The sequence below is a fragment of the Streptomyces sp. NPDC058239 genome, from assembly GCF_042882185.1.
In the GTDB taxonomy this organism is placed as follows: Bacteria; Actinomycetota; Actinomycetes; order Streptomycetales; family Streptomycetaceae; genus Streptomyces.
This window is the reverse complement of the sequence record NZ_JBHVWS010000017.1, coordinates 93,150-107,367: the sequence shown is the minus strand read 5'-3', so window position 1 is coordinate 107,367 and position 14,218 is coordinate 93,150. Positions and strand designations below refer to the sequence as shown.

The following is a 14,218-nucleotide window of genomic DNA, read 5'->3' as shown; positions in this document are numbered from 1 at the left end:
GCGCCGTGGCCCGTCTCAGGATGCGGGCGTGACGCTCGTCGTTCCGGACGACTCCGCCGGGGCGGCCTGCCCTGTCCTCCGGTCGGCACCGACCCGGCCCAGGTCGATGTCGCGGGTCTCGCGCATGGTCAGGTAGACGACCAGGGAGACCGCGGCGCAGCCCGCCACGTACCAGTAGAAGCCGGACTCGACGCCCGACTTCTTGAACCAGAGCGCCACGTACTCGGCGGTTCCGCCGAAGAGCGCGTTGGCGATGGCGTACGGAAGGGCGACACCCAGGGCACGGATGCCGGTCGGGAAGAGCTCGGCCTTCACACAGGCGTTGATCGAGGTGTACCCGGTGACGACGACCAGGGCGAGGAGCGCCAGGCCGAACGCGGGCCAGAAGGTGCCCGCGTGCTTGAGCATCGTCATGATCGGCACGGTCAGGAAGGTCGAGCCGACGGCGAAGGTGATCAGCAGCGGGCGGCGGCCGATCCGGTCGGAGAGCAGTCCGGCCAGCGGCTGGATGCACATGAAGACGAACAGGGCGCAGAAGCTGACGAGCGAGGCGGTGGACTTCTCCATGCCGGCGCTCTTGGAGAGGAACTTGGTGAGATAGGTCGTGTACGTGTAGTAGGCGACGGTCCCGCCCATGGTGAGCGCCATCACCAGGAACGCCTCGCGCTTGTGCTGCCACAGCGCCTTCAGCGTGCCGCGGTCCTCCTGCTCGGCGGCGCCGGAATCCGCGTACACCTCGGTCTCCAGCATCGAACGGCGCAGATAGAAGACGATCGCGGCACCGAGCGCACCGACGATGAACGGGATGCGCCAGCCCCAGCTGTGCAGGGCCGCGTCGGACATGTTGCGCTGCAGGATGATCTGGAGGCCGAGCCCGATGAGCTGTCCCGCGGTCATGGACACGTACTGGAAGCTGGAGGCGAAGCCGCGCCGGTGGGGCGCGGACGCCTCGGTCAGATAGGTGGCGCTGGCGGCGTACTCGCCCCCGACGCTGAGGCCCTGCAGCAGCCGGGCCACCAGCAGGACGGCGACACCGCCGTATCCCGCGACGTCGTACGTCGGCGCGATGGCGATGAGGATCGCGGAGGCCGACATGAGGGTGACGGTGAGGGTGAGCGCGGCCTTGCGTCCTCGGCGGTCACCGATCCGGCCGAGCAACCAGCCACCGACCGGCCTCATGAAGAAGCCGACGGCGAAGATGCCCATGGTGTTCATGAGGTTGGCGGTCTCATTGCCTTCGGGGAAGAACGAATCCGCGAAGTAGACGGCGAAGGTCGCGTACACGAACCAGTCGAACCACTCGACCATGTTGCCGGCGGAGCCGACCCAGATTTTCTTCCACTGCTCTCGTCCCATGGTCCGCCACCGTGCCCGAACAGCCGGGAACGTAACAAGGCCGCAACGGGCAACGATCACGCGTACTTAAGTGCGTTTAGTTCACGGCAGAGCGGGCCGCTGCGGGGCGGTGAGCGAGTCGTCAATGAACTCCCGTACCTGGGCGAGGACTTGGCAGCGGCTGGTGCCGGGGATACCGACCGCGACATGGACGCTGAACCCGTCGAGCAGGGCGCGCAGCCGGGTTGCGAACCGTTCGGCGTCGACGGTACGGAACTCCCCGCGCGAGGCGCCCTCCGCCAGCAGCGCCACCAGGTCGCGGTGCCAGGCGCCCTCGATCGCGGCCTGCCGGGCGCGTGCGTCGTCGTCGGCGTTCTGCGAGCGGTTCCAGACCTCCAGCCAGAGCGTCCAGTGCGGATCGCGGTGGCCGTCGGGGAGGTAGAGATCGATGTACGCGTCGAGCCGTTCGCGGACCGCCGTCCGACCGGACAGCAGCAGGGTGCGCCGCTGCGCGCCGAGCCGGCCCTCGCTCCACTCCAGGGTCTGGAGCAGCAGCTCGTCCTTGGTGCGGAAGTAGTAGAGGAGGTGTCCGCTGCTCATGCCGACCTCACGGCCGAGCCCGGCCATGGTGAGGCCGTCGAGGCCCCGTTCGGCGATGGTGGCCATGGCGGCGGCCAGCAGTTCCTCACGGGGCGGGGCGGTGTTGCGACGGCGTGGAGCGGGGGGCACGGTTCAGACCTTCGGCTGCTGCTGCGTGATGCAGTGGATACCTCCACCGCCGGCAAAGATCGTACGGGCGTCGACGAGTGTCACCGTACGGTCGGGGAACAGCTCACCGAAGATCGCCGCTGCTTCCTTGTCGCGCGGGTCGTCGAAGGCGCAGAGAACCACGCCGTCGTTGCAGAGGTAATGGTTGATGTAGGAATAGTCGACCCACTCCCCGTCGGCCTTCAGCACGGTGGGCGCGGGGACCTCCACCACGTTCAGGGAGCGGCCCGCGGCGTCGGTGGCGGCGCGCAGGATGCGGACGGTCTCACGGGTGATCTCGTGGTCGGGGTGGGCCGGGTCCGGCTGGACATGGGCGACGACGGTGCCGGGGCGGGCGAAGGCGGCGACGATGTCGACATGACCGAGGGTGCCGTACGTGCCGTAGTCACCGGCCAGTCCGCGAGGCAGCCAGATGGCCTTCTCGGTGCCGAGCCCGGCGTGGATCTCGGCCTCGACCTGCTCGCGGGTCCAGCCGGGATTGCGTTCCTTGCCGAGCTGGACGGTCTCGGTGAGCAGGACGGTGCCCTCGCCGTCGACATGGATGGCGCCGCCCTCGTTGACGAGCGTGGAGCTGTGCACGGGGACGGCCGCGAGCTCTGCGACGGAGCGGGCGATGTGCTGGTCGTGCTCCCAGCGGGCCCACCCCTGGGCACCCCAGCCGTTGAACGTCCAATCGACGGCGGCCAGTTGACGCCCGTCACTGACGAAGGTGGGGCCGATGTCGCGCATCCAGGCGTCGTCGAGCGGGCGGACGGCCAGCTCGATGTCCGGGCCGAGAAGTGTACGGGCGCTGTCCTCCTGGCCCGGGCCGACGACCATCGTGACGGGTTCGAAGCGGCGGACGGCGCGGGCGACGGTGGCCCAGGCGCTGCGGGCCTCGTCCAGTTCGGCGTCGGTGCCGAAGGTGGGGTTGGGGCCCGGCCAGGCCATCCAGGTGCGTTCGTGCGGGGCCCACTCGGGCGGCATACGGAAGGTCATGAAGCGTCCTTGAAAGGTGTCAGAGGAAGTAGAGGCGGTTGAGGGAGACGGAGTCGGCGGGCTCGGAGCGCAGCGGGTCGCCGTCCAGGGTGACCAGACCGCTGTGGGCGTCCACCGCGACTTCTCCGGTACGGGAGTTGTGGACGAGGTCGCCGGGGCCGATGCCGCGGGTGCCGCGCACTCCGACACGGCGTCGGCGCGTGGGCATCAGGTCCGCACCGAGCTGGGTCGCGGCCTGCGAGACGAAGGCCACGGAGAGATCGGCCGCGGTGGCTCCGTACGCTCCGAACTGCGGGCCGAGGACGAGGGGTTCGCAGGTGTCGGTGGCGGCGTTCGGGTCGCCGGTGACCCCGTAGGCCGGGAAGCCGGACTTCAGCACGAGCTGCGGTTTCGCACCGAAGAACTCGGGCCGCCACAGCACGATGTCGGCGAGCTTCCCGGTCTCGATGGAGCCGATCTCGTGCGCGAGACCGTGGGCGATGGCCGGGTTGATGGTGAGCTTGGCGATGTAACGCAGCACCCGGGCGTTGTCGTCCGCGGGGCCGTCGCCGTCCATCGGGCCGAGCTCGGCCTTCATCTTCCCGGCCATCGCGAAGGTGCGGCGCACCGTCTCACCGGCCCGCCCCATGCCCTGTGCGTCGGAGGACGTGATACCGATGGCGCCCAGGTCGTGCAGGACGTCCTCGGCGCCCATCGTCCCGGCGCGGATGCGGTCGCGGGCCATGGCGGCGTCGCCCGGCAGGTCCGTCTTGAGGTCGTGTACGGAGACGATCATCCCGTAATGCTCGGCGACGGCGTCCCTGCCGAAGGGCAGCGTCGGGTTGGTGGACGAGCCGATGACGTTCTCGACGCCCGCCATCTTGAGGACGTTGGGGACGTGTCCGCCGCCGCAGCCCTCGATGTGGAAGGCGTGGATCGTGCGGCCCTCCAGGACACGCAGGGTGTCCTCGACCGACAGGCACTCGTTCAGCCCGTCGCTGTGCAGGGCGACCTGGACGTCGTGCTCCTCGGCGACCCGCAGCGCCGTGTCCAGGGCGCGGGTGTGGGCACCCATGTCCTCATGGACCTTGAAGCCGCAGGCCCCGCCCTCCGCGAGCGCCTCGACCATCGGCGCCTCGTGGGAGGACGAACCGCGCCCCAGGAAACCGATGTTGACCGGCCAGGCGTCGAACGCGTTGAAGGCATGGCGCAGGGCCCAGGGCGAGTTGACGCCGACGCCCCAGACCGGGCCGAACTCCTGGCCGATGATCGTGGTGACACCGGAGGCGAGCGACGCCTCCATGATCCGCGGCGAGAGCAGATGGACATGGGTGTCGACAGCGCCCGCCGTCGCGATCATCCCCTCACCGGAGACGATCGTCGTCCCCGTGCCGACGACGACATCGACGCCGTCGAGGGTGTCCGGGTTACCGGCCCGCCCGATCGCCGAGATCCGGCCCTCACGGATACCGATCGACACCTTGCGGATGCCCTGCACGGCGTCGATGACCAGCACATTGCTGATGACGACATCGCAGGTGTCCCGGACGGCGGCGGCCTTGAGATGCAGCCCGTCACGGGCCGTCTTACCGAAACCGGCGAGAAACTCCTCGCCGTACTTCTGCGCGTCCGACTCCACCCGGACCACCAGCCCCGAGTCACCGAGCCTGACCCGGTCCCCGGCACGCGGGCCGTGCACGGAGGCGTACTCGTACGCGTCGATACTCATCGCTCTGCTCCCAGGTATCCGCATGCCACCGCGCGCCGCAGGGCCTCTTCGCGTGCGCCGGGCGCGTCGAGCGGTCCGTCGACCAGTCCTGCGAACCCGATGGCGATCCGGTCTCCGCCGATGGGCACCAGCCCCACCTCGACCGACTCCCCGGGCCCGAAGCGGACGGAGGACCCGGCGGGGACGCAGAGCCGCATCCCGTATGCCGCCGCCCGGTCGAAGTCGAGCCGCGGGTTGGCCTCGAAGAAGTGGAAGTGCGAGGTCACGGAGACCGGCACGGTCGCGGTGTTGCGGACCGCCAGGCGCGCCGCCGGTTCCGGCTCGGGCGTGGCGGGACCGGGGACGACGGCTCCCGGTGCGTCGTCGCCGAGCCCGCCACCCAGCGGCCGGGAGACCACTGCGAGCCGCGAGCCGTCGTCGAAGACGGCCTCCACATGGACTTCGGTGACCACATCGGCGACCCCCGGAAGGACGTCGTCGGGACCGAGCACGGACCGTGCGGCCTCGATGGCCTCGGCGAGCCTGCGCCCGTCGCGGGCGGCCTCGCAGACCGTGTCCGCGATCAGAGCGGTCGCCTCGGGGACATTGAGCTTCAGCCCTCGGGCGCGGCGGGCCCGGGCCAGTTCGGCGGCGCCGAAGAGCAGCAGCCGGTCACGTTCCGTCGGGGTCAGTCGCACGCCCGCACACCTCCTGTTTAGAGCAGCACTCTAACCGTGGATCGGCGGCAACCGAACGCTCGACTTCGTCACTTTTGAGCGATGCTCCAACCGTTCCGCGGTCCGGGACACGACGAAGGCCGCGCCCGGCAGAAACCGGGCGCGGCCTTCGCGCAGACGACGGGGGGCGGACCAGGTCCTGGTACTGCAGCTGTGTTTGGCAGTACTTCCTCAAGGGCATGGGGAGGGGCGCGGCTCGCCTCAGGCCTGACGCTCGACTGCGGGGCCGGGCGAAACGGCCAAGCGCTGCTCCAGGCCCGCGATGAACGTGCTCAGGTCGAACTCGAACTGCTCGTCGGTGCCCGCCCGGGGGCGGGACAGCAGCCGGCGCAGGACGAGGACCTCGTCGTCAGGGGCGTCGTCGAGTGTGCGGCGCAGCTCGGTGAGTTGCGGGTGGTCGCCGTGGCGCTCGACGAGTACGGCGTCGCGGGCAGAGGCGTAGGTCAGCTCACCGACGAAGCCGATGGTGAGGCCGGCGGTCCGCTCGTCGAAACCCGCCTCCACCAGGGCCCGGGCGACCTGCTCCACCCGGGCCAGGGAGGCCAACCCACCGGCGGCGGACATCCGGACGTAGTCGTAGAGCACTCCGGTCTGCACGATGCTCGCGCGTACCGCCGTGGCGAAGGTGCGAAGCACCTTTTGCCAGTCGCCGTCCAACGCGGCCTCGTGTCTGCCGAGCTCGGTCTGCATGGTGTCCAGAGCGAGCAGTTCCAGCAGGCCCTCGCGGTCGCGGACGTGGTAGTGCAGCGCTTTGCGGTGCACGCCGAGGTGGTCGGCGACCGCCTGCATGGTGAGGTCCTCCGGAGCCACGAGCCGCGCGGCCGCCACGATCCGGTCCTGGTCGATCCGTGCCGGGCGCCCCCGTCGGCGCGCCCCCGGCTCACCGCTCGCCGCCTTCGACATGTGTCCCCTTCCGCCCCCACCTTGTGCGTTCACTGTGCTCAGCATATTTGCCGCCCGGCAGGAATGGCGGGCCGGCGGGCCGCATGGTTGCGGATCACCTCTTGACGGTGGCCTGCGGCGGACCTATTTTTCCCGTGCGGCAAAAATTAATCTCCGCTCAGCACGGCGGAGATACGCCCGGCAACATGCGGCGTCGGCGCGCCCGCCCGGCGTCCTGCGCAGCACCCCGTTCGTCAGCTCGTCCCCTTTGCCGCGCCCCGGTGCGCCCGCACCCTTTGAGAGGATTCCCGTGGCCACACAGTCACCGACCGGGCCGCCCCCACCGGTCCAGCCCGTCCCGTCCGCCGCATCCGCGCCGGCCAAGACCGCGCTACGCGGCCCCCTGCGGCGCTTGCTGCTCACCTCGCCGCCCGCCAACGTGAGCATGTATCTGTTGTGGGGCGCGCTTCCCGGCATCCTGCTGCCCCTGCAGGTCGCCGAGTTGGACTCCGCGCACAAGACCGGCAACCTCGCCGTGATCACCACCCTCGGTGCGCTCGCGGCGATGCTGGCCCAGCCGCTGGCCGGCGCCCTCTCCGACCGCACCCGCAGCCGCTACGGACGCCGGGGCCTGTGGATCGTCGGCGGCGCGCTCGCCGGCGGACTCGCCCTGCTCGGGATGGCCGCGGCCAACACCCTGGTGCAGATCGGTATCGCATGGGTGATGGTCCAGATCACGTACAACTTCGTGCAGGGGCCGCTGACCGCGATCATGCCGGACCGGGTGCCGAGTGCGGTGCGCGGCACCTTCTCCGCCGTCATCGGTTTCTCCGCCATGCTCGGCACGATGGGCGGGCAGATCGTCGCCACTCGGTTCGCGGACCGGATCGGCACCGGGTACGTCATCTTCGCCGGGATCGCGCTGGTCATGCTCGCCCTGTTCGTCGCACTCAACCCCGACCGGGACAACCGGGGTGATCCCCGACGCCCCATCTCCGTAGGGGAGTTGGCCCGCAGCTTCTGGTTCGACCCGCGCAAGCACCCCGACTTCGGGTGGGCGTTCCTCGGGCGGCTGCTGCTCAACCTGGGCTACTTCCTCATCACCCAGTACCAGCTGTACCTGCTGCAGGAGTACATCGGCCTGGGCGACGACGCCATCGGCTTCGTCCCCGTCCTCGGGATGGCCACGCTGTGCGCCACCCTGGTCGCCACGGCCGTCGGCGGTCCGCTCTCCGACCGGCTGGGACGGCGCAAGGTGTTCGTCTTCGCGGCCTCGGTGGTCCTCGCCGTCGCGATGGCCGTGCCCTGGGCCCTGCCGACGAAGACCGGAATGGTGCTCTACGCGGCAGCGGCGGGACTTGGCTACGGCCTGTTCGCGACGGTGGACTCCGCACTGATCAGCGAAGTCCTGCCCGCCCAGGAGGACTTCGGCAAGGACCTCGGCGTCGTCAACATCGCCGCGACCCTGCCCCAGGTCCTCGCTCCCGGCGTGGCGGGAGCGGTCGCCGTCGCGCTCGGCTACTCGGCGCTCTTCCCGGTCGGCATCGCCCTCGTCCTGTGCGGCGGCCTCGCGGTCGTCCCCATCAAGGCCGTCCGCTGACCGCCGCCCACCCCTGACTTCGGCACCACCCCGGCGCCGTCACCCCGCGTACGTGACGCACGTATCGCACCTCTCGCACGAAAGGACGCCGCCATGGCATCCCCCACCCCCGCCACCCGCTTCCCCTACCAGGACGCCTCGCTGCCCGTCGAGCGGCGGGTCGAGGACCTGCTCAGCCGCATGGCGCTGGAGGACAAGGCCGGCCTCATGTTCCAGCCGATCGCCACCATCGGGGACTTCGAGGACCGCGGGCCGTTCGACCAGCCGAGCATGAGGGAGCTGTTCGAGCGGCGCATCAACCACGCCAACATCATGTTCGCCCCGACCGCCCGCGCGATCGCGCAGTGGTACAACGTCGTGCAGGAGGCTGCGCTCGCGCGGCCGCTGGGCATCCCGTTCACCATGTCCAGCGACCCGCGGCACTCCTTCACCGACAATCCGGCGACCGCGCTGATGGCAGGCCCCTTCGCGCAGTGGCCCGAACCGCTGGGCCTGGCCGCCATCGGATCGGAGGAGCTGGTGGAGCGGTTCGCCGACCTCACCCGCCGCGAGTACGTGGCGGTCGGCATCCGCGCCGCCCTGCACCCGCAGATCGACCTGGCCACCGAGCCCCGCTGGGCGCGGCAGACGCACACCTTCGGCGAGGACTCCGGCCTGACCGCCCGACTCGGTGCCGCCTACGTCCGCGGCCTGCAGGGAGGGGAGTTGGGGACGGAGTCGGTCTCGGCGATGGCCAAGCACTTCCCCGGGGGCGGGCCGCAGCTGAACGGCGAGGACCCGCACTTCTCCTACGGCCGCGAGCAGGTCTACCCGGGCGGCCGCTTCGACCTGCACCTGGAACCGTTCAAGGCAGCCATCGCCGCCGGGGTGCGGCAGTTGATGCCGTACTACGGGATGCCCGTCGGCACCGAGCACGAGGAGGTCGGATTCGGCTTCAACAAGTCCGTCATCACCGGACTGCTGCGCGAGCAGCTCGGCTTCGACGGCATCGTCTGCACCGACTGGGGCATCCTCGGCCGCACCTTCTGGGGTGTGGAGCACCTCAGCTACGAGGAGCGCATGGCCAAGGCGCTCGACGCGGGCGTGGACCAGTTCGGCGGTGAGTCCACGGCGGACGTGCTCGTCGCACTGGTCAAGAACGGCACCGTCACCGAGGCGCGGCTCGACGTCTCCGTGCGGCGGCTGCTGCGCGAGAAGTTCGAACTCGGCCTGTTCGACGACCCGTTCGTCGACGCCGAGCGTGCGGACGCGATCGTCGGCACGGACGCCTCCCGCGCGGAGGGCCTGGCCGCGCAGGCGGCCGCGCACACCCTGCTGAAGAACGCCGAGGACGGCCCCGCCCGGCTGCCTCTTGCGCCCGGCCTGAAGATCTACGCCGAGGGCCTGGACGCCGAGACTGTGGGGGAACGGGCGACACTGGTGGCGACCCCTCAGGAGGCCGACGTGGCCGTGCTGCGGCTGCAGACGCCGTACGAGAAGCGCGGGGGCGCCGACGGCGGGGTGGAGGCGAACATCGAGTCGTTCTTCCACGCCGGGTCGCTGGAGTTCCCGGCGGAGGAGGTGGCGCGGGTCCGTGCCACCTGTGCGGCCGTGCCGACCGTGGTCGACGTCTACCTGGAGCGGCCCGCGATCGTCGGTGCCTTCGCGGACGACACCGCGTCCCTGATCGGCAACTTCGGTGCGGCGCAGGCAGCGTTCGTCCAGGTGCTGTTCGGCGAGGCCGAGCCGAAGGGGCGGCTGCCGTTCGACATCCCGTCGTCGATGGCGGCCGTCGAGGCGAGCCGCCCCGACGTCCCGTTCGACACGGAGAACCCCACCTACCGGTTCGGGCACGGCCTCGGCTACTGAGAGGCGCCCATTGGTCCCGCACGCCGGCGCGCGAACTGACGCGGGCGCCGGCGTGCGATCGTCGTGCCTGGACGCGAACCGCCTGCTCGAACCGTTGGCGCCAGGCATGCATGCAGCGTCTGGTCCTGCCCTGGTCCCACTGGCGCCGACGGCGACACCAAGCACGCCACAGCCACTACAAACGACGACGCCACAGCCCATGGGGCTGCAGCATCGTCACCTCAAACGCAGTTGCGGCACTGGTTCCTCTCGTTTGGATCATGCCGGGCTCGCGGGCCCTGGCCTGATCCAAACGAAAGCCCCTAGCCGAGCGGGTGCATCCAGCCGTGGGTGTCCTCGGCGACGCCGCGCTGGATGTCCAGCAGGCGCTCGCGCAGCTTCAGTGTGACCTCGCCGGGCGCGCCTTCGCTCTGGGTCCACTCGCCGCCCGCGGACTTGACGGTGCCGACGGGGGTGATGACGGCGGCCGTGCCACAGGCGAAGACCTCGGTGAGGGTGCCGTTCGCGGTGTCGGCGCGCCACTGGTCGATGGAGACGCGGCCCTCCTCGGACTCGTAGCCGAGGTCGCGGGCGACCTTGAGCAGCGAGTCACGGGTGACGCCGGCGAGCAGGGAGCCGGTCAGGGCCGGGGTGACGATCTTGTCCCCGTACACGAAGTAGAGGTTCATGCCGCCGAGCTCCTCGACCCACTTGTGCTCGACCGCGTCGAGGTAGGCGACCTGGTCGCAGCCCTTCTCCGCGGCCTCTGCCTGGGCAAGGAGGGACGCCGCGTAGTTGCCGCCGGTCTTGGCGTCGCCCATGCCGCCGGGGACGGCGCGGACGCGGTCCTCGGAGAGCCAGATGGAGACCGGCTTGACGCCGCCGGGGAAGTAGGCACCGGCGGGCGAGGCGATGACGATGAAGAGGTACTCGTTGGCGGGCTTCACACCGAGGCCGACCTCGGTCGCGATCATGAACGGGCGCAGGTAGAGCGACTCCTCGCCGCCGTGTGCCGGAACCCATGCCTTGTCCTGCTGGACCAGCACGTCGCACGCCTCGATGAACGTCTCGACGGGCAGTTCCGGCATGGCCAGCCGGTGCGCCGATGCCTGGAAACGCTTGGCGTTCGCCTCGGGACGGAACGTGGCGACGGAGCCGTCGGGCTGGCGATAGGCCTTGAGGCCCTCGAAGATCTCCTGCGCGTAGTGCAGGACCGTGGTCGCGGGGTCGAGGGAGAGCGGGCCGTAGGGGACGAGCTGGCCGTCGTGCCAGCCGCGGCCCTCGGTCCACCGGATCGTCACCATGTGATCGGTGAAGTAGCGGCCGAATCCGGGCTTGACCAGGATCGCCTCGCGCTCCGCGTCGGACAGCGGGTTCGAGGAGGGCTTGAGTTCGATCGTGGGCGTCGTCATGTGTGCGTGTCCTTCACCGGTTGTGTGTGTTGGACCGCGCTCACGCCGCTCCTGTCAGACAGGTGCTAGGACGTCCGAGCTTCACCGCGAGCCACGGCCCCGTTCGATTATCGCTCCCGGGTGGCCGTGCACGAAATGACGCGAATGCGGTCCAGTGGTCGATGGTGGCACCCGGGGCCGCACAGGAGAAGCCGCCGGGTGCGGTTGCGACCCGGCGGCTTCGAAAATGGAGTCGTCGGGTCAGCTCGCTACGCGTACCGCGAGCGCGTCGCCGATCTCGTCGGTGGTACGAGTCGTCGCGCTGTCGCGCTCCGCGAGGTCGGCGGAGACGGCGTCCTCGATGCGCACGGCCTCGGCCTCGTAGCCGAGGTGGCGCAGCAGGAGGGCGACGGAGAGGATCGCGGCCGTGGGGTCGGCCTTGCCCTGGCCCGCGATGTCCGGGGCGGAGCCGTGGACCGGCTCGAACATCGAGGGGAACTCGCCGCTCGGGTTGATGTTGCCCGAGGCCGCGACGCCGATGCCGCCGGAGACGGCCGCGGCAAGGTCGGTGATGATGTCGCCGAAGAGGTTGTCGGTGACGATCACGTCGAAGCGCTCGGGCTGCGTGACGAGGAAGATCGTCGCCGCGTCCACGTGCAGGTAGTCGGTGGTGACGTCCGGGAACTCGGCCGCGACCTTGTTGAAGGTGTTGGTCCACAGGTGCCCTGCGTAGGTCAGCACGTTGTTCTTGTGGACCAACGTCAGCTTCTTGCGCGGGCGTGCCTGGGCGCGGGCGAACGCGTCACGGACCACACGCTCGACGCCGAAGGCGGTGTTGACCGAGACCTCGGTGGCGACCTCGTGCGGGGTGCCGGTGCGGATCGAACCGCCATTACCGGTGTACGGGCCCTCGGTGCCCTCGCGGACCACGACGAAGTCGATCTCCGGCTGACCCTTGAGCGGGGTCGCGACACCCGGGAGGAGCTTCGACGGCCGCAGGTTCACATGGTGGTCGAAGAGGAAACGGAGCTTCAGCAGGAAGCCGCGCTCCAGGACGCCGGACGGAACCGAGGGGTCCCCGATCGCGCCGAGCAGGATCGCGTCGTGCTGCTTGAGCGCCTGGACATCCGCGTCGGTGAGGGTCTCACCGGTGGCGTGGTAGCGCTTGGCGCCGAAGTCGAACTCCTTGGTCTCCAGCTTCACATCCTGCGGGAGAACAGCATTGAGGACCTTGAGGCCCTGAGCCACTACCTCCTGGCCGATACCGTCACCAGGGATCACTGCGAGATTGATGCTGCGAGACATGTCCGCACCTTACTGCGCGTCCCACACCATGACACGTCACGTCCACCATACGGACACATGGGGAGCTGTACGTGTACCGTTCACCTATTCGACGGAACGGTGTCAGGCGACGGGTGGATGTTCTCGTCCATGGACATCCCCCGTTTCGGAATTCCCGAGAAGCTCGCAGGCCGTATGAGCATGGCCGAGCAGCACGATTACCTGCGCACCCGGCTGACCCGGCGCGGCGTGCTCCGTACGAGCGTGGCGACCGCGGCCGTCGCCGGTGCGGGTCTCGGCACCGGGCTCGTCTCCTCGCCCGCCCACGCCGCACCGACCGTTCTCACCTCGCGCCACACGTCCACCCAGGTGGACGGTTCGCTGGTTGCGCCGTTCGGCCGGCACCTGGCGTACGGCGCCGACCCGAGGACGCAGATGGCGGTCTCCTGGCAGGTCCCGTTCGCCGTGAAGCGGCCGTACATCCGGATCGGCCACAAGCCGTGGGCGCTGAGCCGCAGGATCGACGCCGAAGTGCGCCACCTCACCACCCCCGAACTGAACGGGGGCAAGATCGCGGCGGCCGAGCAGTTCTACGTACACGCGAGCCTGGAGCGGCTGCAGCCCGGCACTACGTACTACTACGGCGTCGGCCACGACGGTTTCGACCCCGCCGGCACCCGCAACCTGGGCACGCTCGGCACCTTCACCACCGCACCCTCGCACGCCGAGGCCTTCACCTTCACCGCCTTCGGCGACCAGGGTGTCAGCTACCACGCGCTGGGCAACGACCAGTTGATCCTGGGCCAGAACCCGGCGTTCCACCTGCACGCGGGCGACATCTGCTACGCCGACCCGTCCGGCTCCGGGCAGAGCACCGACACCTACGACGCCCGCACCTGGGACCAGTTCCTGGCCCAGACGGAGACCGTGTCGAAGACCGTGCCGTGGATGGTGACCACCGGCAACCACGACATGGAGGCCTGGTACTCGCCGGACGGCTACGGCGGGCAGAACGCCCGCTGGACGCTGCCCGACAACGGTCCGGACCCGGTGAACCAGCCCGGTGCGTACTCGTTCGTGCACGGCAACGTGGGGGTCGTCGCCCTCGACGCCAATGACGTCTCCTACGAGATCCCGGCCAACTTCGGGATCAGCGACGGCAGGCAGACGCGCTGGCTGGACCGGCGCCTCGGTGAGCTGCGGGCCCGTCACGACATCGACTTCCTGGTCGTCTTCTTCCACCATTGCGCCTTCTCGACGACCAACGCGCACGCCTCGGACGGCGGGGTGCGCGACGCGTGGGTGCCGCTCTTCGAGAAGCACCAGGTGGACCTGGTCATCAACGGCCACAACCACGTCTACGAGCGCACGGACGCGATCCTGAAGAACGCGGTCCAGCGCAAGGTGCCGATCGGCGAGCGCACCGACCCGACGCGGGACGGCATCGTGTACGTGACGGCGGGCGGCGCGGGCAAGGCGCTGTACAACTTCCCGGCACCGGACACCTACGAGGGACACGTCCAGGACCAGGACAGCGTGGACACCTACCACGTGGTCAAGGGCGGCGGGAAGGCGACCGAGACCGTGGAGTGGTCGCGGGTGCGCTACACCGGCTTCTCGTTCCTGGCGGTGGAGGTGCAGCCCGGGCGGCACGCCAGGATGAAGGTCACCGCACTCGCCGAGTCGGGCGAGCGCATCGACCACTTCGAGATCAGCCGCGGCTGACCGT

11 protein-coding genes are annotated in these 14,218 nt (G+C 69.9%); 3 read left to right on the top strand and 8 right to left on the bottom strand.

The window, feature by feature from the left end:
- Window positions 1-15 precede the first annotated feature (15 nt).
- The 6 genes from ACFVYE_RS20115 to ACFVYE_RS20090 form a co-directional block, all read right to left on the bottom strand.
- The gene (locus ACFVYE_RS20115) at window positions 16-1,356 is read right to left on the bottom strand and encodes an MFS transporter (protein ID WP_389606654.1); all 1,341 of its coding nucleotides are present in this window, start codon (window positions 1,354-1,356) and stop codon (window positions 16-18) included.
- Between the two features lie 81 nt (window positions 1,357-1,437).
- Window positions 1,438-2,064, bottom strand: a complete 627-nt coding sequence (locus ACFVYE_RS20110) for a TetR/AcrR family transcriptional regulator (RefSeq protein ID WP_389606652.1) — start codon at window positions 2,062-2,064, stop codon at window positions 1,438-1,440.
- Window positions 2,065-2,067: 3 nt separating this feature from the next.
- The gene (locus tag ACFVYE_RS20105) at window positions 2,068-3,081 is read right to left on the bottom strand and encodes an agmatine/peptidylarginine deiminase (RefSeq protein WP_383976198.1); all 1,014 of its coding nucleotides are present in this window, start codon (window positions 3,079-3,081) and stop codon (window positions 2,068-2,070) included.
- Between the two features lie 19 nt (window positions 3,082-3,100).
- On the bottom strand, window positions 3,101-4,789 hold the full coding sequence (locus tag ACFVYE_RS20100) for an urease subunit alpha (protein WP_383976196.1): 1,689 nt from the start codon (window positions 4,787-4,789) through the stop codon (window positions 3,101-3,103).
- Complete coding sequence (gene ureA, locus ACFVYE_RS20095) at window positions 4,786-5,466, bottom strand: urease subunit gamma (protein ID WP_266357642.1); 681 nt, start codon at window positions 5,464-5,466, stop codon at window positions 4,786-4,788. Before ureA ends, ACFVYE_RS20100 begins: the two co-directional genes overlap by 4 nt.
- 240 nt (window positions 5,467-5,706) lie before the next feature.
- A complete protein-coding gene (locus ACFVYE_RS20090; RefSeq protein WP_383976194.1) occupies window positions 5,707-6,408 on the bottom strand; it encodes a TetR/AcrR family transcriptional regulator C-terminal domain-containing protein in 702 nt (233 codons plus the stop codon).
- Window positions 6,409-6,697: 289 nt separating this feature from the next.
- Between ACFVYE_RS20090 and ACFVYE_RS20085 the strand changes: the two genes are divergently transcribed.
- Together ACFVYE_RS20085 and ACFVYE_RS20080 are read left to right on the top strand one after the other, a co-directional pair.
- A complete protein-coding gene (locus ACFVYE_RS20085) occupies window positions 6,698-7,987 on the top strand; it encodes an MFS transporter (RefSeq protein ID WP_383976192.1) in 1,290 nt (429 codons plus the stop codon).
- A 93-nt stretch (window positions 7,988-8,080) separates the two neighbouring features.
- Window positions 8,081-9,835, top strand: coding sequence for a glycoside hydrolase family 3 protein (locus ACFVYE_RS20080; protein ID WP_383976190.1), 1,755 nt, complete (start codon window positions 8,081-8,083; stop codon window positions 9,833-9,835).
- Window positions 9,836-10,137: 302 nt separating this feature from the next.
- On the opposite strand, the gene ACFVYE_RS20075 is transcribed toward ACFVYE_RS20080, so the two are convergent.
- On the bottom strand, window positions 10,138-11,226 hold the full coding sequence (locus ACFVYE_RS20075; RefSeq protein WP_383976188.1) for a branched-chain amino acid aminotransferase: 1,089 nt from the start codon (window positions 11,224-11,226) through the stop codon (window positions 10,138-10,140).
- Between the two features lie 240 nt (window positions 11,227-11,466).
- On the bottom strand, window positions 11,467-12,510 hold the full coding sequence (locus tag ACFVYE_RS20070) for a 3-isopropylmalate dehydrogenase (RefSeq protein WP_383969154.1): 1,044 nt from the start codon (window positions 12,508-12,510) through the stop codon (window positions 11,467-11,469).
- 129 nt (window positions 12,511-12,639) lie between these two features.
- Between ACFVYE_RS20070 and ACFVYE_RS20065 the strand changes: the two genes are divergently transcribed.
- On the top strand, window positions 12,640-14,214 hold the full coding sequence (locus ACFVYE_RS20065) for a purple acid phosphatase family protein (protein WP_389606647.1): 1,575 nt from the start codon (window positions 12,640-12,642) through the stop codon (window positions 14,212-14,214).
- The last annotated feature ends 4 nt before the right edge of the window (window positions 14,215-14,218 follow it).

Excerpts from the sequence above, each read along its gene's own strand:
- ACFVYE_RS20080 (WP_383976190.1), top strand. The coding sequence starts at position 8,081 with ATGGCATCCCCCACCCCCGCCACCCGCTTCCCCTACCAGGACGCCTCG.
- ACFVYE_RS20105 (WP_383976198.1), bottom strand. The coding sequence starts at position 3,081 with ATGACCTTCCGTATGCCGCCCGAGTGGGCCCCGCACGAACGCACCTGG.
- ACFVYE_RS20115 (WP_389606654.1), bottom strand. The coding sequence starts at position 1,356 with ATGGGACGAGAGCAGTGGAAGAAAATCTGGGTCGGCTCCGCCGGCAAC.
- ACFVYE_RS20065 (WP_389606647.1), top strand. The coding sequence starts at position 12,640 with ATGGACATCCCCCGTTTCGGAATTCCCGAGAAGCTCGCAGGCCGTATG.
- ACFVYE_RS20070 (WP_383969154.1), bottom strand. The coding sequence starts at position 12,510 with ATGTCTCGCAGCATCAATCTCGCAGTGATCCCTGGTGACGGTATCGGC.
- ACFVYE_RS20100 (WP_383976196.1), bottom strand. The coding sequence starts at position 4,789 with ATGAGTATCGACGCGTACGAGTACGCCTCCGTGCACGGCCCGCGTGCC.
- ACFVYE_RS20075 (WP_383976188.1), bottom strand. The coding sequence starts at position 11,226 with ATGACGACGCCCACGATCGAACTCAAGCCCTCCTCGAACCCGCTGTCC.
- ACFVYE_RS20090 (WP_383976194.1), bottom strand. The coding sequence starts at position 6,408 with ATGTCGAAGGCGGCGAGCGGTGAGCCGGGGGCGCGCCGACGGGGGCGC.